Origin of the sequence: Flammeovirga agarivorans (genome assembly GCF_012641475.1) — a bacterium.
In the GTDB taxonomy this organism is placed as follows: Bacteria; Bacteroidota; Bacteroidia; order Cytophagales; family Flammeovirgaceae; genus Flammeovirga; species Flammeovirga agarivorans.
Genome location: NZ_JABAIL010000003.1, coordinates 564150 through 587833, shown reverse-complemented (window position 1 = coordinate 587833; position 23684 = coordinate 564150). Strand labels below are relative to the sequence as shown.

The following is a 23684-nucleotide window of genomic DNA, read 5'->3' as shown; positions in this document are numbered from 1 at the left end:
GTAGCAGACTAAATATATTATTGTACTGTTTTACCTGTAATCGCAGATAAAGTAAATGATAGTTCACACTTCGTTGGATCAATACGGTATTTTGGCTTAGCAATACCGCCTTTTTTAGACCAGCTATTATCACCTGCTACACCAATCTGTCTGTAATCGAGATTGATATAAACCAGATCCTTAGGTTGAATATCAATAGTATGCGTTTGTTTTTTCCAGTCTCCTCCATCAAAATCTTCTTGTGGATTTCTTAATGATGAGAAACTGATTTTATCCGTAGCTACTACTTCTAATCCTTTTCCTGCCTTATTCGTCCATTTTACAAAACGAACATCTGTTCTATAACCATTTTCTTGAGGACGAATATATGGTACATACATATCAGTAGCTGTTGTAGCATATAAACCTACAAAGGCTCCTGTATTTCTATCTACATAATTTTCTTCTGGTCCTCTACCGTAATAAGTGACATTATCAAATTGCTGATCGATCGCCATTGTGATACCATAACGAGGTAAGAATTTCAATGTCTTAGGGTCTTCTACATTTAACTTTGAATCTATTTTTATCTCACCATTTGGCTGTATAAGGTAAGTCACTTCATTTGAAGCTTTTATAGATTCATAAGCAACGATATAAGTTACCTGATAAGCATCTCCTACTTTTTCTTTGTTCACTTCAGTGATTTTTCCAGTAGATGCTAAATCTCTGTAAGCAAAGTAGAACTTGTCTTTATTTGCTTTCCAAGCACCATAATCGTTGTCTGTCATTGCTCTCCAGAAATTCATTTTTGGTCTTTCCTTCAATAACTCTTCTCCATTAAAGACCACTGAGGCTAAACCTATTTCCTTTTGATCGAATGAGATAACATACTGCTCATTAGTAATAACAATATTTCCAGACTTTTTATCTTCTTTGACTTTCAGTTTTCCATCTTCCTGTGCTACACTTTGAGCCTCTGCTTTTTGAACAAGGATTTGATCTGCCGCTAGAATATAATCTTTGTCTAATAACTCTTCAAGACCATTATTAAGTACATAGAAATTTACAAAATATTCTTTTGAAGCATCTTGTGTGTAACCAAAATCAACAGATTTTACCGCTTTCGATTGTGGGGCTACATTTACATCTTTCAATTGACCTGACTTGACTACCTTACCATTTTCTAGTAATTCCCATTTGATGGTTGTCTTTGAAAGGTCATTGAAAAACTGCTCATTATAAATTTCAAATTTTCCATTTTCTAATGCAGAGACATGGATATTTTGGTAAACATGCTTGATTTCTTGAATTGCAGGGTGTGGTGCTCTATCAGACCCAATCACACCGTTTGCACAGAAGTTTTTATCTGTATGGATAGAATCTGGTTCAAAATCGCCACCGTATTTATAGTAAACTGTTCCATCGTCAGTTTTTCCGATTAATCCTTGATCTTGCCAATCCCAGATAAATCCACCTTGAACATTGCGGTGTTTTCTTACCCAATTCCAGTTATCTACAAAGTTACCATTTGAATTACCCATTGCATGGCTATACTCACACCAGATGAACGGTCTTTGTTCTTCAATCGGTAACTTACTTTCTTTCTTAAAATATTTGTTTTCTACTTCTCCTGTTAATGCATACATCCAAGAAGTGATATCTGTAGTTCTTAGATTGTCTCCTTTCATATGCTCCGAGCGTTCATAATGTACAGGTCTTGTTGTATCAAACTCATGTGCCCAATCGTAAGCATTTTTAAAGTTTTCACCATTACCTGCTTCATTACCAAGCGACCAATAAATCACTGATGGATGGTTGTAGTCACGCTTTACCATTCTTTGTACTCTATCAAGATGCTGCTCTTTGAACATCTCATTCTGAGCCAAAGTTTCACCCGCTTTATAACCATAACCATGTGATTCTATATTGGCTTCATCACACACATAGATTCCATACTCATCACATAACTCATAGAAGTAAGGGTCGTTAGGGTAATGTGAAGTACGAACCGCATTAATATTGTATTTTTTTAGGTCAATGATATCTTGTTTCATCAACTCTCTAGATACCACATGACCATTTTCAGGATCATGCTCGTGGCGGTTTACCCCTTTTATTAATATTGGTTGACCATTCACAAGCAACTGTCCATTTTTCACCTCTGTGGTTCTAAAACCAATGCGTTGTTTTGTAGCGTCCAGAATATTCCCCTTCTTATCTTTCATTACTACTTGCAATTCATATAAGTTAGGTGTTTCTGCAGACCATGTAGCTACTTTTCCTAGATCTACTCCTTCTAGTTCAACAAACTTATTAGAAGATTTGTCGAGATCTACTTGGTGAGATTTTGTAAAAACTTTTTGCCCTTTCGCATCTACCACTGAAACGTCTACATTGAGACCTTTTACCTTTTTTGCGATATCATTCTCTATATCAAAACGGTACGATAGTGAACCATTTTCGTAATTTGATTTATCTAACCCTGCGTTGATCTTAACATCGCGAACAAATGTCTTCGGCGTAGCATATACATATACATCTCTTTCTATACCACTTACTCTCCAAAAATCTTGATCCTCTAAGTAAGATCCATCACACCAACGGTATACTTCCACAGCAATATCGTTGTCTCCTTCCTTTACGTATTTAGAAATATCAAACTCTATGGCTGTTTTAGAACCTTGAGCATAACCTACCTGCTCACCATTTACCCATACGTAAAAAGCAGAGTTCACTCCAGCGAAATGAAGGAAAACGTTTTGTTCCATCCAATCTGCATTCACTTTAAACGAACGCTTGTAACTACCTACAGGGTTATTATGGTGAGGTATATTTGGGGCATCCATTTTAAATGGATAAATAATATTCGTATAAATCGGATAACCATAACCTCTCATCTGCCAATCTGATGGCACATCGATGTCATTCCAAGAAGACACATCATAATCTACTTTATAGAAATCTGCTGGTCTATCTGCTGGTTTTGGTACCCAGTTAAACTTCCAGGTTCCGTTTAATAATTTATAGTTGTCAAGGTCTTTTAGGTCCTTAGAAAAATTATCTGTTTGATAATGTGTAAATGTGCTATGTGTTTCTTCTGTGTTTACTCTAATCACTTCCGGGTTTTCCCAGTTAGCAACTTCTTGTGCTGAAGCCATTAGTGGTGATAAACACACACATACACTTGCTAATGCTTTAGAAACTTTGTTCATCCTTTTTTATCTCAATAGTTTAGTATACTTCTGTATTAAAGCGGTCCGGATGTTCTGATGTATATTTCTTATCCTGACCAAGTCCTAGGTATGTTGGGTCAATCATCTGTTTTTCCCATGCATTATATTCTTCCTGAAGATCTTCCTTTTCTGATTTAGAAACTTTCAAGTTTGACGTTTCAGAAATATCTTTAGCAAGGTTGTAGTAATAAGTCATCACTTTGCCATTTTTCTTATTGGTTTTGTGAATGTACTTCATATCTCCTTTCCTCACTGCATAAGTTTTAGAATCAAACATTCTCCATCTTAATGACTCATGAGGTAAACCTTTTTTCTTTCCTGTGATATAAGGAACTATATCTACTCCGTCTAATTTATTTTTTGGAGAAGCTCCTGCATATTCTACTGCTGTTGCCATAATATCCAATGAAGATACTGGCTTTTCATACACTGTATTTGCTTGGATCTTATTTGGCCAACGCATGGCAAAAGGCACTCTAAATCCACCTTCGTAAATAGACCCTTTCTCCCCTTTTAAAATACCATTATCTGCTCCCCATTTTCCTTCATGTCCACCGTTGTCTGATAAGAATACCACAATCGTATTGTCTGCGATACCTTTCTCTTCTAAAGCGTCTAATACTCTTCCAACACCATCGTCTAAAGCAGATACCATTGCACAGTATGTTTTTCTCTTTCCTTCTTCCATATGAGAAAATCTATCAAGGTATTTCTTTGTCGCTTGTAAAGGGGAGTGAGGTGCGTTATAAGCTAGATAAATAAAGAAAGGATCATCTGCGTTGTCTTTGATAAAACGTACTGTTTCTCTTGTTAGACCATCTGTGATATACTCTGTTTCCTCAACTCTTTTATCATTCTTAAGAAGCTTCGTTTTGTAAGCTGCAAATTGGCTTTTTACCTGAGAGATATCTGTTAAGGTTAACAACTCTGGGAAGTAATTATGACCTCCGGTTAAGAAACCGTAAAATTCATCAAAACCTCTATTCAAAGGTCTCAACGCTTCATGTGCACCAAGATGCCATTTACCTACTGCCATACTTTTATATCCCTCACGACCTAAAACCGTAGCCATTGTTTCTTCATCAATACTTAAACCCTGAGAGATATCATTCGGAGCCCAAAGTGGATTTCTACCCGAACCAAATCGGTCTTGATATCTTCCTGTTATGAGTCCAGCTCTAGAAGGACCACATACAGAATAGGTCACATATCCATTGGTGAATTTTGCTCCTTCATTGGCAATTTTATCAATGTTAGGAGTAGGAATTTCTTGACTACCATTAAAGCTCACATCATTGTATCCAAGGTCATCTGCTAGAATTACAATCACATTGGGCTTTTCAGTTGACGGTTTTTTATCTTCATCTATCTTATTGTATGCGGTAAATACAAAAGCTAGTAAAGGTAAAAGTAGTAAGTAATATCTTTTCATTTCAAACATAAAAGTTGTCTGTTTTACAATTAAACTCTAGATAATAAAGAATCAGGGATTTCAGCATTATTTTACTAAAAGATATCAATAATCATTATTACCTAGTCAAAATAGTATTGCATTGAATCTCTTTCCCTAAAGAATAATTTAAAGTAGCTCACATTCTAAATCATTGTCATATATATATCCATTTATCTTTAGCAGTGACGAATTTACACCTAAAAATTGACGAAAATGTGTTCAAAAACCGAATTTGGGTAAGGAAAAAATAGAAATAACAGAAAAGCGCTATCAACTCTCCAATGGAAAATTAATAGCGCATATATATATGGTCACGAAAAAAATGTCTAGCTTTTCTTTCTTTTGCCTAATGGGAATCTGTATACTTCACCCCCAGCTATTTTAATCTCTTTCATTAATTCTTTATCATCGCAAAAGAAGAAACGATCGTTATAATTATCCATCAACCATATTCTTGCTTGTCTATGGCAAAAAACAAAAGGACTACATAAATGTATACTTCGTCTTTCTTTTGTGGACATATCAATTACAAATAACGTATAGGCTACTAATCTTTTAGGAAGTATTTCTCCAGAAAGAACTTTCTCTTCTAATTCTATTTCGGTGTGGAAAGAATAATTATAAAATAAATCCCCTCTTGCATCTAGCATTGAAATAAATCGGTAGTAAGGTTTTTCTTTTTCGGGATTTAACTCTTTAAAAGATTTCATCTGTAACCAAAATAACTCTTTTATTTTTTTGGGGTTACGAATAACCAAAGGCTCTATTTTAGCATATATCCCTTCATCCATAATCGGTGAAAAATAATTGGACTCCAATGTACTTTCAAGGGCTTGCGCTTTGGTCATTTTATCTATGCGTTGCATTTCATGCTGAATTAATCTACTTGTTCTTTCCATTGCAGAGTTTATTTAATTGGTTATTATTGAAATCTGTCTTTTAGGGTCAAAAATGACCTTTTAAGAAAGTTGGAGATAATTCTGAATGCACTTACAATATACGTATTTTATACACTAATAATAATTGTTTTGATAATTTTTATTGATTCTAATTTGACTTTCAGCTTCTACTTTTTGTTATGTATAAAATAAGAGTGATTCGTTCTTATTGGAAGTACTTTTTAGCCAATTCCTTCGGTTTAATCCCGTATTTTTTCTTGAAATAAAATGAAAACTTTGAAGATGACTTAAACCCACAAGCTCTGGAGACTGTTTGTATGTTCACAGATTTGGAAGCCAACATAATTTTAGCTTTCTCCAATCTATAGTTGAGGTGAAACTTGATAATAGAGGTGCCAAAGACTTGTTGGAAATCTCTTCTTAATTTTGATACGGAGAACCCATACATCTCTGATAACTCATCCAAAGAAGGCACATCATCTAAAGACGATAACAAGTGATCTTTAACGAGTAGCAGTTGCTCAAAATCTTGTGAATGCAGTCCCTTATTAGGTTTATGAGTTCTGTTCATCAAACGATCAAAGAAAATACTGATCATTTCACTGGAGCGCGCTACTAATAATGTATTTTGAATGATTGGTGTTTTCGTTTCATCAATAGCATAAATGTCTTTAAGCAAAATATGGATTTCCAAAGGAGTGCTGTCATATAGAAACCATTCGTTTCCTTTCTCTTTGGTAAAAATATCACCGAAAAACTCTTTAAAGAGATGTTCATCATTTTCCATTACTGCCCTATTGATTCGGACACCAACCCATTTTTGTGTTTCACCTTTTTTGAAAACAAATTCTGTCGTTACTGAGGTATCATAAACAATGATGTCTGCATTATTGCTGTCATTGATATTATGTGCATCAATACTCGCTTGTGTGATATCTCCATCATAAGTAAAGCGAAAACAGATAAAACGATCCGATTCTTTATCTCCATGAAATATCGCCTTGGTATCTTCTTTATAGGTAAAAGTATTGACAGAAAATTCAATTCCTGACTGTAACTGAAAATATTTACTTTTTCCTTTTACATAATCGGTATTCACCAAGTACACCTGCTTGTTATAAGCTCCGCCTTCGAATTCCAATGTCTGATCAATAATCGATCGCATTGAGCCTTCTTTATAATTGAGTGTTCTCATCATTTTCAAAAATAAAAAGATACCCCCAAGCAGAAAAGCCCGGGGGTAAATAAGAAAACATGTTTTGATTCAACTAGAATGTAATTAGGATACTACTTTTGTCTTTCCTCGTTCCACTGCTTGTAATCTTCCATTGTTTGATCAATAGAGAACGAATCAATTTTCTCAATTTGTGGGTACTTGTAAAGCGATTGAATAAACATACCCGCTGTAGCACCACCTTTGTAGATCCAAGGCGCTCTTTTCGCTACCCAGTTCCAATATGAATTAGAATCTGTGTCTGCTCTTTCGTATGGGTCTCTTCTGATATTGAAGATCTTAGGTAATCTTAATGTTACAAATGGTTCTGCCCATAATTGCATACCATGTGCTCTTTGTTCCATGAAAACTACTTTCCAATCGTCCATTCTAACCGCTGTAATATCTCCATCATCAGAAGTATAAATAAAGTTGTGACGTGGTGATTCATCCACTTGACCTAAGAAGTAAGGCATCATGTTAAATCCATCAATTGTCGTTTGAACTTTACGACCAGCGTAATCGATACCACCTTCTAGCTCAGTTTTAATATCGTCCTTGCCCGCTAAAGACATTAACGTTGGTAACCAATCTTGGTGTGATACGATACCTTTTAAGATTTTACCTTCTGGAATATGACCTTTCCACATGACATGACAAGGAACTCTGTAAGCACCTTCCCAGTTGGAGTTTTTCTCCGAACGGTAAGGAGTTACCGCACCGTCAGGCCATTCGTTGTAGTGAGGACCATTATCTGTAGAATACATAATGATTGTATTCTCCATTAACCCTAACTTTTCTAATTTTTCCAAGATCTTACCGATGTTTCTATCATGATCCACCATCGCATCAGCATAGAATGAGTCTCCACCTTGACCCGAGATACCTTTAATATCATCTGCAGGATACGTTGGGAAGTGCATACCTACTGTATTGTACCATAAGAAGAAAGGCTTATCGTCTTTAGATCTTTCATCGATCCACTCTAAAGTACGTGTAGTAATTTCACGGTCTACAGTTTCCATTCTTTTCTTAGTTAATGGACCTGTATCTGAAATACGACCATCAGCATAAGAGTGAATAACACCTCTTGGGCCAAATTTTTCTTTGAACCATTCGTCTTGAGGGTAATCTGGGTGCTCAGGCTCTTCCTCAGCATTTAAGTGGTATAGGTTACCGTAGAACTCATCAAAACCATGGTTTGTTGGTAACATATCGTCTCTATCACCGAAGTGGTTTTTACCAAATTGAGCAGTAGTATACCCTTCTCTTTTTAGTAACCAAGCGATAGATGGATGTTCATTTCTGAAACCAGCATCTGCACCCGGTAAACCCACTTTTGCTAAACCAGAACGAATTGGGTTCTGACCTGTAAGGAATGAAGAACGTCCTGCTGTACAAGACTGCTCACCATAGTAATCAGTAAATGCGATTCCTTCTTCGGCAATTCTATCGATATTCGGAGTTTCATAACCCATTTGCCCTCTATTCCAGAAAGATAGGTTGAACTGTCCGATATCATCACCCCAAAGAATGACAATGTTTGGCTTTTTAGGATCTTTTTTTGTCGGTTGATCGTCTGCAATCAACTGAATAACAGAAAAAAAGGAAAGTACTAGTAATAATGCTTTTTTCATTTTTCGTAATCTAATTTGATAGAAATAACTATATACTTATCTGTCTTATCTAACAGCTTACTATACATAACGAGTCTCTTTATTGGTAATAATATACCTAAAACGTCAAATATTAGCCTAATTTGATATTAATCTTAAAAATGGAAACTTTTTAGACTTGAGCACAGATTTTACTAATTGATAACACAAAAACAATTGTGCTGTGATTAAAAAAATACATGGTCACAATTATTAAAAGAATAGACGTATTTGGACATCAATAAGCTATTGAAAAAACTACATGTTTAGAAACCATGAAAAAACTACCTCTCATAATAACTCTTTTTAGTCTTATTTTTATCAAGACATCTTATGCTCAAAAATCTTCCAATTTTTTTAAGAAGAAGATGGTTATTGCCATTAACCAACCCCTATTAAATTACAGTAAAAACTATGCTTTCCTTAAAGGGATGAAGTATGAAAACTTACTAGGATGTGATTCTACTTCTGTCAACGGGGCGTATAGGACATATATCCCTTTAGTCATCAATATGGTCAACCCTATGGAATTAGAGGATGCAGTAGCCTATGAAATGTTGATGGCTAAAAAAACAGGGATCGATGGATTTAAATTTCCTGTTTTTATCAATGCTAATAATTTTTATATCAAGAAGTATGTAGAAATCATCACTGCTTATATAAAAACCGCTGAAGAACGAAATATTGATTTCAGCTTTACATTAGATGTCAACTTTAAAAGAAATGCCAATAAAATTTCTGAAAAGGAAATGTACGATGCTACCGTACGTATTTTATCAGCGCTTTATAAAAGCACCAACTTCTCTAAGAAATGGATGCGTAATAATCAGGAAGAAATCGTTGTATTCACGAGTTATACCGATAATATTATCGATGCATCACACCAACAATTTAAAAGTATAAGAAATGTCTCTTCTCTTACGAATCTAAATAAGATTAGAGAAACTTTTGACAAGATAGAATCTGAAGTAAATACTAAACTGGCGTATGTTTTTGAAACAAAGTACCTTTCTAACGAATCTTATAACAATAGAGTATTAGATCTTTTTGCTGCCATAACAATTAGTAAATACGCTCTATATAATGAAAATAATTACATAAGAATTGCCGAATTATGCCGAAGAAGAAATAAGCCAGTATTTCAAGTAGTGATGCCCGATTATTTAGGGATCAGTCTGAATCTCAAAAAGAACAACAAGAAACTAAATATCAACTCCAAATGGGCAAAAGAAATAAATCCTGATCTCGTTTATTTAAGAGCTCACAATAAAAAGCTCACCTATAAATTTAGAACCGATTTAGCGATCGCTGTAAAAAACAATGTAGACCTTATTGATTTGTCAAGTTGGAATTATTTTGATGATGGTACGCATATCGCCCCAGAAATGCACCATGGATACAGTTTTGGTATTCTTATCAACTATTACAAAAACTTGTGGATCAATAAGCAAGAATATGTAGAGAAGGAAGTAGTAATGACTTCTTATAAAGCCTATGATTCTAAGTATATGAATAAGACGAATGTCACTGTAAAATATGGTCAAAATCCATTTGATGAAGGAGAAGAAGATCAAATAGAAATTGTGACATTACTGAATGCTCCTGCCAAAATTTATGCAAATGGCGATTATGTGGGGGAAGCAAAACAAGGAATCAATGAATTTTTAATTCCAAAGCAAGAAGGTAAAGTTAAAGTTTATGCTGAGAGATATGGGAAAAAGTTTATTCAATATGAAACACCAAAAGCCATTATCTCTACACCTGAACGAATGGATTGGTTAACGTATACTTTTACTAATCTTGATAAAGAAATGGGTGATTATTGTAGTGATCTAACAGCTAGTTTTGAGACCAACAGAATGTATAAAAGGTTCTTAATAGATCATGCTACTCAAACGCAATGGAAAGCACTGCTAAAAAAGAAAAGCATTGAACTTACAGCTGCTCTTTACGAATTTGGTCATATCCCAGAGGAATATTTAAAATTTAAGAATGGGGTAAATAAAGAATATAAGAAAGACGTCAAAAAGTTACTATCAGATTTTCATTATGATGTGTGGATAGAATTAGAAGAGGAAGCTCAGAAAAATGAAGGTATTTCTGATATTCTAGAACAAAAAGATGATGTTTTGGATGGCTATAACATCCTAAAAGTAAGCGATGTAAACTAAGGTAATCAGATCACTTCAGACATCATCTTAATATCACATTTTTACAATAAGTCCGAGGAATTATTCTTGGGCTTATTTTTTTATCAAAAAGATATCACTCATTTTAATCTCATTAACACAACTATAACAACCAACAAAACTATTCAATCGTTCAATCAACTATTATTATCAAATTATAGTTTTAAGAAACATCATGAACAAAAAATCATCTATCTTCAAATACTTCTTACCGCTCCTATTTTTAATAGGATGTAGTGAAGAAGAACAAACAAAAAAGGAAGTCATTCGTCCAGTTAAACTATTAACCGTACAATCCAATAATGCTTCTGTTGATAAGACATTCCCTGCTATAACAAAAGAAACCAAAGCCTCAATTCTTTCCTTTAGGGTTGGAGGACCATTGGTAAAACTAAATGCTGAAGTAGGCCAAAAAATCAAAAAAGGTCAACTGATTGCTGAAATAGATGATAGAGATTTTATTGTGGAACTACAGGCGAAGAAAGCAAAATATATTCAAGCTGAAGCCGAAAAAAATAGATATGAAGGGTTATTAAAAAAGCAATCCATTCCACAAAATGAATATGATCAAAAATTAGCTGCTTTCCTGATTGCTCAATCCAATTATGAGGATGCCCAAAATGCACTAAAAGACACTAAGATTTACTCTCCTTTTGATGCTGTGGTATCTGAAAAAATGGTAGAAAATTTTCAGGAAGTGAGAGCAAAACAAGGTATTGCAAGCCTTCTAGACTTCTCAGATACTGAAGTAAAATTCTACATTCCAGAAAGTTTTGTAAGGTATATAGATCAGGTTGAGTCTTTTGATGTTCGCGTAAATGCTTATCCAAATACAACTTTCAAGGCCGTAATTAAAGAAGTCGGAGCAAAAGCGGAAGGTGCATCTGGATTCCCTGTTTATTTGTATTTAACTGATTTACAAAAGATCAAGAATGACTTCCCAATTGGTGCTGGAATGAGCTGTAAAGTAGATATGCACTTTAATGATTACTCTGTAAAAGAGAATATTTTTTTAATCCCAATCCATTCAATCGTTCAATCAAAAAATAAAAATGTAGTGATGACTTATGATAAAACATCGCATACAGTGAAGACCAAGGATATTCAAATAGGAGCTTTATCGGGTACTAATCAGATTCAAGTTTTAGGTGGATTACAAAACGGCGAACAGATTGTAGAATACGGTGGCAATCTTCTTCAAAATGGACAAAAGGTGCGTGTCCTCGACTTCAATCCAACGACTTCAAAAATAGCAAAACAATAAGATCATGAGTATTTCTAAATATGCCATAGAAAATAAAAAAGTCATTCACTTTTTTCTTGTAATTCTATTAGTGGCAGGCATTAGTTCTTTCTTCAAACTTGGTAAACAAGAAGATGCTCCTTTTACTATAAAACAAGTTATTATCACAACAGAGTTTCCTGGAGCAACCCAATGGGAAGTAGAAGAATTAGTAACTGAAGTTATAGAAAAAGAACTTCAAAAGGTAGGTCATTTAAAGCAGATAAAATCTGAATCCAGAAACGGGCTCTCTCAGATTGATGTAGAAATTGTTCCTAATTACAATCCTGACCAACTACAACAAAAATGGGATGAAATTAGAAGAAGAGTTAGAGATGCCGAAATACAATTGCCAGAAGGTGCAGGTGTGCCTAATATCAATGATAATTTCGGTGATGTATTAGGAATGTATTATGCCTTAACCGCAGAAGATGGTATTGATGCAACTACACTTAGAGATTATGCCATATACATTCAAAAAAGTCTAAAGCCTATAAAAGGAGTATCAAAAATTGATTTATACGGTGAACAACAACCTGTTATTGACGTTGAGATCGATCAAAGTAAACTTTCTAATTTAGGAATCAGTCCTCAAGAGGTTTTTAATACCATCAGAAAACACAATAAGGTAGTTGATGGAGGTACTTTCAACGTTGGAAGAAGTGCCGTAAAAGTAGATGCGACAAATGGTTTTCAATCTTTAGAAGATATTAAAAACCTGATAGTAAAAGGTAAGTCATTAGAATTTAGACTAAGTGATATCGCAAAAGTTTCTAAAGGATTCCAAGACCCTGCAGAGGTTTTGATGAGAGTAAACGGGAAACCTGCTATTGGTATTGCCATTGCAAATGAATCTGGTTTAAACATCGTTGAAACGGGTCATGCTGTAGAAGAAAAACTTACTGCATTACAAGCTACAATTCCTGTAGGTTTAGAACTTGTTGGTCTTTACCATGAGAATGAAGTAGCCGAAAATGCTAATATGGATTTCATCGACAACTTAGTGATGTCAGTAATCATCGTTGTATTAATTCTTGTATTTGCCATGGGGGTAAGACCTAGCTTACTAATTGGTACAAGTTTAGTTTTTGCGATTGTTACCACCCTCGTTTTCATGGATCAAATTGGTCTCACACTAAATAGAACAACACTTGCTGCAATTATTATTGCAATGGGTATGTTGGTGGATAATGCAATTGTAGTGGCCGACAACGCGATCAATGCCATGAAACGAGGGGTTAGCAAAAAAGAAGCTTTAGTCAATGGAGCCTCTGTTCCTCAATGGGGACTATTTGGCGCTACATTTATTGCTATCTTCTCCTTCTTACCATTAGCTATGGCAACAGATGATACCGCAGAAACAATCCAGCCTTTATTTTACGTACTGTCCATTTCGTTATTACTAAGTTGGGTATTCGCTTTAACACAAACGGTCGTCTATGGTGATTTTATGTTGAAGGCACCGAAAACAACCGCTGACCCTTACGACAACAAATTTTTTAGAGCGTATAAAAAAGTCATAGAGAAATTAATCGAAAAAAGATGGTGGAGTTTAAGTGGTGTGATAGGTATTTTTGTACTCTTTACTTTATGGGGAAACTCAGTGAAACAAAGCTTCTTCCCTTTTGTAGAAAAACCATTATTTAAAGTAGATTACTGGCTTCCAAATGATGCACCTATCAACTTCACTTATGAAGACAGTAAACAATTAGAAAATTGGTTGTTGGAACAAGAGGAAGTGAAAAATGTATCCATCACTATTGGAAGTACTCCCCCAAGGTATTATTTAGCTTCTGTTTCATGGTCGAATGCTAAAAACCTAGCTTCTTTCTTGATCGAAGTACATGATGCTGAAAAAGTAAAGGAAGTACTTGATAAAGCAAAAAAGTATAGTGCAGAACACTTGCCTCATGCAATGACTATCTTCCAACAGTTTAAAGCGGCTCCCACTCCAAGAGCAGATTTGGAAGCTTGTTTCTTAGGCCCTGACCCAGAAGTTTTAAGAGAACTTGTAGAAGAGGCAAAGAGAAGAATGAGATCTGTTAGTACAACTCAAAATGTCAGAGACAATTGGAGAGAAAAAACACCTTTCTGGAAACCCATTTACTCTGAAGAAAAAGCAAGGAGAGCAGGCATCTCAAAAGGTAATATTGCTACAGCAACTCGTATGATGAGAGAAGGCATAAATGTAGGCGTTTACAGAGAAAGAGATAAACGTATGCCCATACTTGTAAAAGATGTCTCAAGAAAATCGTATGACAATAATAACCTTGGTGCCATCCCTGTTATTTCTGAAGAAGGAAAAACGATCCAAATGGATCAAATCATTGATCATTATGAGGTCGGTTTCGAAGAAGCATGGTTATGGAGATTCAATCGTCAACGAATGATTGCAGCACAATGTGATGTAGAATTTGGTTTTGAATCGCCAGAAGTAGAAGAAGCAGTAGTTCCTCTTATTGAAAGTATGGAATTACCAGAAGGGTATACCCTGTTTTGGGATGGACTAAAACGCTATCAGACACAATCTAATGAGGCCATTTCTGCTCCATTACCTATTGCAGCAGTACTTATGGTCGCTGTGTTATTGGTTCTATTTAAAGGGTATAGAAAGCCATTGGTAATTCTTGGAATTCTCCCACTCATTTGGGTTGGTATCATCTTGGGTATGAAAGTTTTTGGTCAGACCATCGGATTTATGGCAATTCTAGGCTTACTAGGATTAGTAGGGATGGTGATCAAAAATGCCATTGTCTTGGTAGAGCAGATTGAAATAGAAATGAATAATGGTTTAGGTGAATACGATGCCTTGATCATGTCTGCATTGTCAAGAACGATACCTGTAGCCATGGCCGCTGCGACCACAATTCTTGGAATGGCTCCAATTATCAAAGATCCATTATTTGGTGGTATGGCGGCAGCGATTATGGGTGGACTCTTTGCTGCTACAATTGCAACCCTTATCGTCTTACCAATACTTTACGCTATTTTCTTTAATCTTAAAAAGCCTCAACTGTAATGAAACAATTAGTTGCATGTTTTTCCATATTAGTTATCGCCCTTCAGGGGGCGGTAGCTCAAGACATCATGGATATCAAAAAATATAGAGAAAAGGTAGTGGAATACAATCAAGATATTCGCTCTGCCCAATTAGGTGTACAAGCTGCAGATGCTAATATCAAGGCGGCCGAATCCGATAAAGGTCCTAGAATTGATGCTGGTGTAAAATACAATTATACAGGCAGACCTTTTGATCCCACAAACCTAAAGCCTGTGGGTGCTCCCGCAGATGAATGGCTTCCTATTCATCATAACTACAATGCCAATGTTACTATCAGACAGGATATATATAATGGTGGTAGAGTGAAGTCAAATGTAAGACTTCAAGAATCGAAAAAAGATATCCAGCTGGCAGTCGAAAACCTAACAGGAAATGAATTGGTACATTATGCTGATCAACATTATTGGCAATCTGTAGGTCGAAAGGAGTTTCTTGCTTTAGCTCAAGAGTATAAGGTTTCAGTAGAAAAATTAGTAGAAGTGGCCAAGAATAAATATGACGCTGAGATTGTCAGCAAAAATGATCTATTAATGGCTCAGGTGAAGCTCAACGATGCTGATTTACAGGTCTTACAAGCAGAAAACGAACTGAAGGTTTCTATTATGGAATTAAACAGATTGATGGGTGTTGATGTCAATATTCCAACAGCTATTCAAGATAGTGTAAAGTTTGAAAATTTTGTATTCAACACCAATAATGTAGTAGAAAGAGGATTAACACAAAGAGGGGAATTAAAACAAGCAGAAGCTGAAGTTAGAGCTTCGCAAGCCCTAAAAGACCTTACTGCCTCTAAATACAAAGGCTCATTACATGTATATGCTAAAGGATTGTATGGTGCTCCATCACCTCAATTTGGAAGAGGTGCCGAAGGAAACTATTATGCAGGAATTGGTTTTGCCATGCCGATATATCATGGTGGGAAGAAGAAAAGAGAAATAGCAGCAAAAACTATTCAGACAAATATTGCAGTTCTACAAAAAGAAAAAGTTACGGATCAGATTGTTTTGGATATCAGTGAAGCACAATACCTATTGGATGAATCAACTAAACGTGTGATACTTACTGAGAATTCTTTATCCAACGCCAATGAAAACTTGCATTTGATTACAGATCGATATCAAGACGGGTTAGCCCCTATTATTGAGGTGATCAATGCTCAGATTAATTGGCAGGCGGCTTATGTCGCTTACATTAACGCAAAAGTGAACCATATGGTAAAACGTTCTAATTTAATTAGAGCCACCGGTGAACTTTACAACTAAATAGAAATACAGATTACATGACGGTAGATGAAAAAAGGCCTCCCAAATTGGTTGGCCTTTTTTAATGTTCAAGATATAAATACTCTATTTTGTTTTATTTTAATATCCCTTGAATGGGATTATAGTAACAAGCTGATGGTGGATTGATGTGTAAGAAAGAACAAATAGTTGGAGCAATATCTGTGATATATACTTTTTGATCAGACACTTTATGAGGGATTTTCCAGCCCATCATCATGATAGGAATATGAGTATCATACGTAAAGGCAGTACTATGTCCAGTTCCTTTTTTGCTATGTTTATCATAATAATTCCCTGCAAATACACCAATCACATCTGGTGAGTTCCTTACGTTATAGCTATTATCGTATAAAGCAGTATACCCTTTTTGATACTCATTTAACCTTAAATTCTCACCAATTAAAACGTCCCTAAAACAAGAATGGGAAAGCATCAAATCAGCAACTTTCGTTTGTACTTCAATCAGCTGTAATCCCTTTTGTTTAATCAACGGTCTATTTAGATAGATTTCAGAAACACCTCCATAAACAATCCATTTCCCTGCCCCATAGGTCTTACTTAGCTCATTTTCTACTTCTGCTAAAATTGCTTCTTCATCATAAAAGTCTGAAGGTAATTTTAGGTCCTTTAAATATTGTGGATTATGTGATCCACCATGGTCTGCGGTTAAGAAAATTACAACATTTTCCATTCCTATTTTCTTATCCAAAGTTTCGAATAATTCCTTTAATTCAAGGTCTAATCGAAGATAGGTATCTTCCACTTCGATAGAAGCTGGAGCGAACATATGGCCAATCTTATCTGTTGATGAGTAGCTCAATAAAAGGGCATCTGTCGATGAGTTTCTTCCTAAATTTTCTACTTCAATAGCTTTTAATGCTAGTTCAGTTGTTAGGGTATTTCCGTAAGGGCTCTTCTTTACATACCCAAACTTGTTTTTCTTAGCTGCTTTAATAATCTTCTTAAGATCATGAGGGAAAGTAGATGTTTTTTCACCCGGAAATAACTTCTCGTAGTTATTGTCATCACTTATACTTTCTGTATAGGCATCCATAGGAAGTAATGTTTCCCATTTCATGGCCGCAAATTCATCAATTCTCCTTTTACCTTCGTTCTCTTCGGCCACCCATTGTGGTAATTTATCCATATAGAAAGAACTTGAGATCCAATTGCCTGTGCTATCATCCAACCAGAAAGCACCATCAGCCAAGTGGCCAGCAGGAAATACTGCTCCTCTATTTTTCATACTGATGGATATAATTTTCGATTGCTGATTGGTCGCCAATTTCAGTTCATCTGTCCAAGTAGTTGCCATTAATCTGCGAGGAGACATCTTTCCATCTTGTGTATCGGCGCCTATTGTATTTTCATTTTCATCATCGGCACAATACACTTCTTTCTGCTCATCTCTGCTATAATATTCATTGGCTACAATACCATGGTAAGCAGGTGTAGTACCTGTATAGATGGAAGCATGCCCTGGCCCTGTTTTGGTCGGCGCATAATTAAAGTATCCGTTTGATGTAGAAAAACCCTCGTTGAATAATCTCTTAAAGCCTCCGTCGGAATATTTGGACCAGTATCTAGAAATATAATCATAGCGCATTTGGTCGACGACGATGCCTACAATTAATTTTGGGTTTTCTTCTGGAGTCTGTGCAATACTATAATTACACAAAATGCTTAAAAGAACGAAAAAGTTTAATTTGTTAGATAGTCTCTTCATTGGTTTGATCTAATTGAATATGCCGGCAAATCAATAGATCTTTTGTGAAATTTTGAAGCAGAATATCAATTATTCATACAATAGTAAAACTGAGATAACATCTGAAGTTTGTTAAGGTTTATAATCTGTTAAAATGTTACTTGTGATACTCAATAGAAGCAATTTCATTGAATTTATTGACAAAAATATCCTCTATAATATTGAGCTCCTCTTTTGATTTTAAATTTGATCTTGAGGCAAAATATAAAGTGTTATCAGTACTAACCTTGCCTTCCCAAACCAGTTTGATTTTTTTATCTGCAATCGCTTGCTTACATAAAAAGTCAGGGACTAAAGCCAAGCCTTCAGCATGATACAAACATCGTATAATAGATGTGATATTTGGTAGAATAAAATTGGGTTTAAAACCTGGTTTTTTATTTAAATTCTCAAACCAAAAACGTCTAAAATGTTCCATTTCATTAGACGCACTATACCAAGTATTTTCTTGTAAAGCGGTATCCAGTTCTTTCCATTTTTTATCTTGAATTAGCTTTGAGATTGCATCCGTATCTACTTTATTACCGGCAATCATCACGATTCTTTCTTTCGAAAATGGAGTATATTTAATGGTACTGTTTTTAATATCAGGAGTTTTTGGAGTAATCACTAAATCTAATAAGCCATTATTCAAATCTTTAATAAGGTCTATATGGCTTCCAAACTTAGCAATAAGGTCAAACTGAAAATGAGGTACTTCATCTTCTAAAATCAGTTGAAACATCTCTGAACACATCCCAATATGTAGCGATGGTTTTCTTTCTTGTGTAGTCCTTCTAAAGTGTTGTTCCGCTTTTTCTAATTTTTCAATAGATGCAATAATATATTCATAGAGAAACTTACCCTCTTCTGTAGGAATCATTTTTCTGGAAGTCCTTTCAAATAGTTTTTTTCCTATATAAGCTTCCAATGCATTGAGGTGTACACTTACACCTGGTTGAGAAGAATATAATGCATTGGCTGCTTTTGTTAGTGTGCCATTTTCATAAACCTCTTTAAAGGTTCTATACCATTCTAAATTTACCATTTCACCATCTATTAATATTTTAATACAAAGGTATAAAATGTATTATTTTTATGATACTAAAACAGCTTATACTTTTGTAATAAATAAAAACAAAAAGAAGATGAAAAACATATTTATTATCAACGCAGCACACCCATTCGCACATTCAGGAGGAAAGTTTAATAAAACATTATCAGAATTTACAAGTGAGTACTTTTCTTCGAAAGAAGAATACCAAGTCAGAACAACTCAAATTGGTGATGCATATGACCCAGACGCGGAAGTAGAAAACTTTAAATGGGCAGATGTAGTTGTTTATCATGTGCCCATCTGGTGGTTCCAAGTACCGAACGGTTTTAAAGAATATATCGATCAAGTATTTACAGCAGGTCATCAGAATGGTATCTACAAACATGATGGAAGAAGCCGTAAAAATCCCGAAATCAATTATGGTACTGGTGGACAACTTCATGGAAAAAAATATATATTGACTACAAGCTGGAATGCACCACATACCGCATTTACTATGGAAAATGAGTTTTTCCAACAAAAAAGCGTAGATGAAGGTGTTATGTTTGGATTCCACAGAATGAATGCGTTTACAGGCATGGAACTAATCGATACTCATCATTTCTATGACATGGAAAAAAATGCAGATGTTCCTAAAGAACTTCAAAACTATAATACCTTTTTAAGCCAACTGTCTATATAAAATATAAATAGAGGATATCTAATCATGTTCAACCCTTGAATGAATAGATATCCTCTTCTCTTATTATTCAATGCTACATCATTTATACTTCATCGCTTAAAATTGATAGTAATTCTAATACAGGATAATTACGTTTGTTGTTAGTCAAAAATATAAGACTTCCTCTCTTAAAACTTCTATAAAACATTCCTTTTCTGTAATGAAATTAGATACATCAATATTAGATAAAATTGGCCTTCAATTATGGACTGTTCGTCATGAATTAGAAAAAAATCCAGAATGCTGTTTACAGAAATTATATGAATTGGGTTATAGAAGATTCGAAGGTATGCACTTACAACAGGTTGCCTCCCTACAAGAATACACTTCAAACATTGGTCTAGAAATAAAAAGTTCGTTCTTTCAATGGCCGTATCTTACCAACAATTGGGCGTTGGCAAATAAAAGAGGAATCCATAAAATCAAAGGAATAGAAACTATTGATGCACTTATCGATTTTGCCTACCAATTAGGTATCAATCACCTTACCTTAGGATACTTACTTGAAGAAGAAAGATCCATCGATGATTTTAAGAAGTGGGCAGACGCACTCAATCAAATGGGTGAAAAATGTAAAGAAGCAAACATCACATTATCCTATCATCACCATGCCTTTGAATTTATAGAAGATAACCATACTACACCTTTTCAAATTTTAATAGATCGTTTAGAAAATGAATTAGTTAAGTTTGAAATAGATGTCTTTTGGTTAAAAGCTGCAGGTATCCATCCGATACAAATGTTGAAGAATTTAGAGCATAGAGTCTCTTCTATTCATCTAAAGGATATTCATTCTTTTCATGAAAAAAGATATGATGACCAAAAAATGCCGCAAGATCAATATGTACCTCTTGGAAAAGGGATTATTGATTTCCCAACAATACTCCAAGAAGCTGAAAGGCAAAAAGTAAGTCGCTACTTTATTGAACAAGATTATTCTCAGGATACTTACGAAAGTATTAAAACAAGTCTGATGTACATTAAAAGTCTGTTTTAGTTTTGTGGGTTTGTTTCTATAAAAGGAATGGTAACGATAAATTGTAAAACATCTACTCTTGATGTTAACGAGACTTGGTCACTAAATACATTGGACATACCCAAAACATATCGTAGCCTTACATCTAAACCCTTTCCTTCTCTTACTTTTCCAAAACTTTTTACTACCTCAAAAGCCCAATTATAATTCACTGAACGGAATGAATCTTTAATATTTTGATTGATTGTCGCTTCATTGCCATTCGTAAGATCTAGCTCTGTTATTTCTGTTGCTTTGGCTTTAAATGAAAATTGGGGGCCTGTACTCAAGTGCCAACTATCCGATAAAGAATAGCGTACTAATATTGGAATATCAAAGTATCTTACATCCCATGAGGTAGAGCTTTTAGAAATCAGTGTATCCGCAAAATCAGGAACAGGTAAAATACGAGGAGTATTTCTTCTACTACGGTCACTCACCATTTTAAACTCACCAACTAACTGAAACTTATCCGAGATTTTAGTATGTGTCCCCAGACCAAAGTTCCAACCAATTTGAGTATCACCGGGAGCATTCTCATAAAAAGAAGTATTTGCCCCCACATCCAAACTGAGGTGAAAATTTTCAGAAGCTACTTTATCTCCAAAAATTAAAACCAAGATAGCCGCCTGACCATAACTAACAGTTACACTGGCTGTCAATAAAATGCTAATAAGAAAGAACTTGCGAAAAGTTGAGATCATCTAATTTATATTTAAAAACCAAATCTATAATTACCTGAGAGCATTATTTGGTACTTACCTGGTAAAAAGCCTGCTTCCGTACGAATTTGCCATTCTCTATTAATCTGCCATTGTCCACCAACAACAAGGTTCCAATTTTTTTCTAACCTTTTGTCGAACTCATAATAGACGGTAGTATTTTCAACATCATCCAAACTTTCATCAATTTTATTGTAAAGGTAGTCATGTAAACTACTAGGGTCTTCAATGGCTTGATACCAATCCTCTAAATCCTGTCTTGCTCCTCCATCGATATCTATTACATCTCCCAACCTTACCTGTCCTGATGTTTTTGCATCTAGAAACTGAAACTGTGCTCCTACCCAAGCGCCAATAAACATATCTGGTTTATTGCGTATAGGCCAATTTTTAATGGCTCTAATCCCAGCAACATTCACTAGTACAGGTTTATCTAATAGATTGTTATCCGACCAAGACCAACTGTAATCCACTCCTAAATTAATAGGCCCAAGCGGAGCAACTACTAAGAAGTTAAAGCCCCAATAAGCTCCATCACTATTGGATTGTGCATTTAGTTTTAAAGGTTTTTCAAGAGCAATAGTTGTTTCACTTTTAAAGCGTCCGTAATATCCACCCACACTTAAAAATGGTAAGATCCAAGCATCAATTCTAGCGTTTGCCGTAAGTACCTTCACTTTTGATGTACCAAAATCAATAATACTACTAAGATCTACCAATTCCGGCTCTTCTCCTAATGAAACGAAGTCCATTGCGAAGTTTTCAAGAACAATATTTTGTTTTGTAAAAATCGAATTGGCCATAATACCAAAAGGTTTGGGTAGTTTATATCCTTTTGTATACGCCTTCTTTCCCAAAATAGGTAATATATAAGGATACTCTTTTCCTATTTGTGTAGAATCAAACCCTTGTGCTTTAACAGTACTAAAAGAAAATAAGGAAAGTGAAAAAGTGTATAGTATTAGTAAGAGTAGTTTTCTATTAGTCATAATTGTATTACTTTATATATTTCTCTGATGTTTCAGAATTATGGTAACCGAACTTATACCTAGCGGCTAATTGTATTCTCGAAAATGCTCCTGATGTATTATCCACCAATTCTCTATATCCATAATTAAACTCTATACCTAAAAGCATTTCTTTTATCGGTTCATATTTTAAGTTGACGGATGCACTATACGCTACTTTATTGGCTTGTGGGTTGATATTTGAAGGATTATCTGACGTAAGTCCAGAAACATTAAAAGATGAACTTAAGACTTTAGACCAGTAGTGATTATAAGCAACATAACCATTGATAGAAGAAATATTTTCCAGAGATGTATCGTTGTCATATCCAGCACTTAAAAAACCTAATGCAATATATCTACCCAAGCCATTTCCATAAGTCGCCATAAAACGAAAATCATCCCCTTTTTCTCCTACCTTTATTAAGCCACCAGAAGTGATTCCAAAACCAAAACTCTTATAATCTTCGGGCTGTGAGCTAAATAAAGTCCTTACTATTCCAGCAACAGAAACAAATCCTTTTTTCAATGGAAATTTCTTTTTTGCAGTAATATCTGGAATATAGCTATTGGCTGTTGCGATATTGGTCACATCGTTTGTTGTGATTGTTGTATTTGGGTTTTCTATTGAGAACGACCATGTCTTGTATTTATATCTTATCTGAGGCTGTCTCACAAAAACAATTCCTTCAGGTGCTCCAGAAAAGTCCAAATCATTAGGGATCACTACTACCATAAAGTTGGTCCAAGTTTGCCCAAATAACATACGATCCCATTCAAAGTAAAAGTGTCTTAATCTCGGCGCATATGAATTCGATACATTTTCATTTCCTTGACCTGAAAGCATAAAATCCAATTCAAGAAAACCATGGATTTCTTTCCCTAACTTGGTAGTTTTTACATCAAAATTAAATCTTGATTCTTTGACATGAAAGTCGGTATCCTTAAACGAGTCTTCTTCTCCAACGGGTATTTGCGCAGGAAAATGAATGTCTCGCATTGGACTTGTTCTTGGTAGCTCACCATTATGAAAGTTCGTAAATAAAAAATCAGCTTTCACATACCCACCAAACTTAAACGTTGTATTGGGAGTAGAAAGATTATCAGATTCTTGGGCAAATAACGAACAAGAGAAAAATGCTAGAAAGAGTGTAGTGTAGTATTTCAT

At 34.9% G+C, this 23684-nt stretch carries 16 protein-coding genes; 6 read left to right on the top strand and 10 right to left on the bottom strand.

What is annotated here, in order from left to right; all coding sequences use genetic code 11:
- Window positions 1–17: 17 nt before the first annotated feature.
- The 5 genes from HGP29_RS11420 to HGP29_RS11400 form a co-directional block, all read right to left on the bottom strand.
- Window positions 18–3194 (bottom strand): glycoside hydrolase family 2 TIM barrel-domain containing protein, encoded by a 3177-nt coding sequence (locus tag HGP29_RS11420; protein ID WP_168882535.1) that lies wholly within the window; start codon window positions 3192–3194, stop codon window positions 18–20.
- A gap of 19 nt (window positions 3195–3213) precedes the next feature.
- A complete protein-coding gene (locus tag HGP29_RS11415) occupies window positions 3214–4647 on the bottom strand; it encodes a sulfatase-like hydrolase/transferase (RefSeq protein WP_168882534.1) in 1434 nt (477 codons plus the stop codon).
- Between the two features lie 347 nt (window positions 4648–4994).
- On the bottom strand, window positions 4995–5567 hold the full coding sequence (locus HGP29_RS11410; RefSeq protein ID WP_168882533.1) for a hypothetical protein: 573 nt from the start codon (window positions 5565–5567) through the stop codon (window positions 4995–4997).
- A gap of 205 nt (window positions 5568–5772) precedes the next feature.
- Window positions 5773–6765, bottom strand: coding sequence for a helix-turn-helix domain-containing protein (locus tag HGP29_RS11405; protein ID WP_168882532.1), 993 nt, complete (start codon window positions 6763–6765; stop codon window positions 5773–5775).
- Window positions 6766–6854: 89 nt separating this feature from the next.
- Window positions 6855–8417: an arylsulfatase gene (locus HGP29_RS11400; protein WP_168882531.1), complete on the bottom strand. Its 1563-nt coding sequence runs from the start codon at window positions 8415–8417 to the stop codon at window positions 6855–6857.
- Window positions 8418–8710: 293 nt separating this feature from the next.
- Between HGP29_RS11400 and HGP29_RS11395 the strand changes: the two genes are divergently transcribed.
- The 4 genes from HGP29_RS11395 to HGP29_RS11380 all read left to right on the top strand — a co-directional run bounded on the left by HGP29_RS11395 (window position 8711) and on the right by HGP29_RS11380 (window position 16229).
- Window positions 8711–10606 carry a hypothetical protein gene (locus HGP29_RS11395; RefSeq protein WP_168882530.1) on the top strand — a complete coding sequence of 632 codons (1896 nt, stop codon included), beginning with the start codon at window positions 8711–8713 and terminating at the stop codon, window positions 10604–10606.
- 193 nt (window positions 10607–10799) lie between these two features.
- Window positions 10800–11888 carry an efflux RND transporter periplasmic adaptor subunit gene (locus HGP29_RS11390; protein WP_168882529.1) on the top strand — a complete coding sequence of 363 codons (1089 nt, stop codon included), beginning with the start codon at window positions 10800–10802 and terminating at the stop codon, window positions 11886–11888.
- Window positions 11889–11892: 4 nt separating this feature from the next.
- Window positions 11893–14925, top strand: coding sequence for an efflux RND transporter permease subunit (locus HGP29_RS11385; protein WP_168882528.1), 3033 nt, complete (start codon window positions 11893–11895; stop codon window positions 14923–14925).
- Window positions 14925–16229 (top strand): TolC family protein, encoded by a 1305-nt coding sequence (locus tag HGP29_RS11380; protein WP_168882527.1) that lies wholly within the window; start codon window positions 14925–14927, stop codon window positions 16227–16229. Before HGP29_RS11385 ends, HGP29_RS11380 begins: the two co-directional genes overlap by 1 nt.
- A 94-nt stretch (window positions 16230–16323) precedes the next feature.
- On the opposite strand, the gene pafA is transcribed toward HGP29_RS11380, so the two are convergent.
- Both pafA and HGP29_RS11370 read right to left on the bottom strand, forming a co-directional pair.
- Window positions 16324–17976, bottom strand: coding sequence for an alkaline phosphatase PafA (pafA, locus tag HGP29_RS11375; protein ID WP_168882526.1), 1653 nt, complete (start codon window positions 17974–17976; stop codon window positions 16324–16326).
- Window positions 17977–18112: 136 nt separating this feature from the next.
- Window positions 18113–19042: a LysR family transcriptional regulator gene (locus tag HGP29_RS11370; protein ID WP_168882525.1), complete on the bottom strand. Its 930-nt coding sequence runs from the start codon at window positions 19040–19042 to the stop codon at window positions 18113–18115.
- A gap of 100 nt (window positions 19043–19142) precedes the next feature.
- Here HGP29_RS11370 and HGP29_RS11365 point away from each other — a divergent pair, with 100 nt between their 5' ends.
- Both HGP29_RS11365 and HGP29_RS11360 read left to right on the top strand, forming a co-directional pair.
- Window positions 19143–19733, top strand: coding sequence for an NAD(P)H-dependent oxidoreductase (locus HGP29_RS11365; RefSeq protein ID WP_168882524.1), 591 nt, complete (start codon window positions 19143–19145; stop codon window positions 19731–19733).
- Between the two features lie 199 nt (window positions 19734–19932).
- Window positions 19933–20769 carry a sugar phosphate isomerase/epimerase family protein gene (locus HGP29_RS11360; RefSeq protein WP_168882523.1) on the top strand — a complete coding sequence of 279 codons (837 nt, stop codon included), beginning with the start codon at window positions 19933–19935 and terminating at the stop codon, window positions 20767–20769.
- On the opposite strand, the gene HGP29_RS11355 is transcribed toward HGP29_RS11360, so the two are convergent.
- The 3 genes from HGP29_RS11355 to HGP29_RS11345 are packed head-to-tail and all read right to left on the bottom strand — an operon-like array spanning window position 20766 to window position 23684.
- Window positions 20766–21491 (bottom strand): outer membrane beta-barrel protein, encoded by a 726-nt coding sequence (locus HGP29_RS11355; protein ID WP_168882522.1) that lies wholly within the window; start codon window positions 21489–21491, stop codon window positions 20766–20768. The genes HGP29_RS11360 and HGP29_RS11355 overlap by 4 nt on opposite strands.
- Before the next feature lie 11 nt (window positions 21492–21502).
- Window positions 21503–22498, bottom strand: a complete 996-nt coding sequence (locus HGP29_RS11350) for a hypothetical protein (RefSeq protein WP_168882521.1) — start codon at window positions 22496–22498, stop codon at window positions 21503–21505.
- A gap of 7 nt (window positions 22499–22505) precedes the next feature.
- Window positions 22506–23684: a DcaP family trimeric outer membrane transporter gene (locus HGP29_RS11345; protein WP_168882520.1), complete on the bottom strand. Its 1179-nt coding sequence runs from the start codon at window positions 23682–23684 to the stop codon at window positions 22506–22508.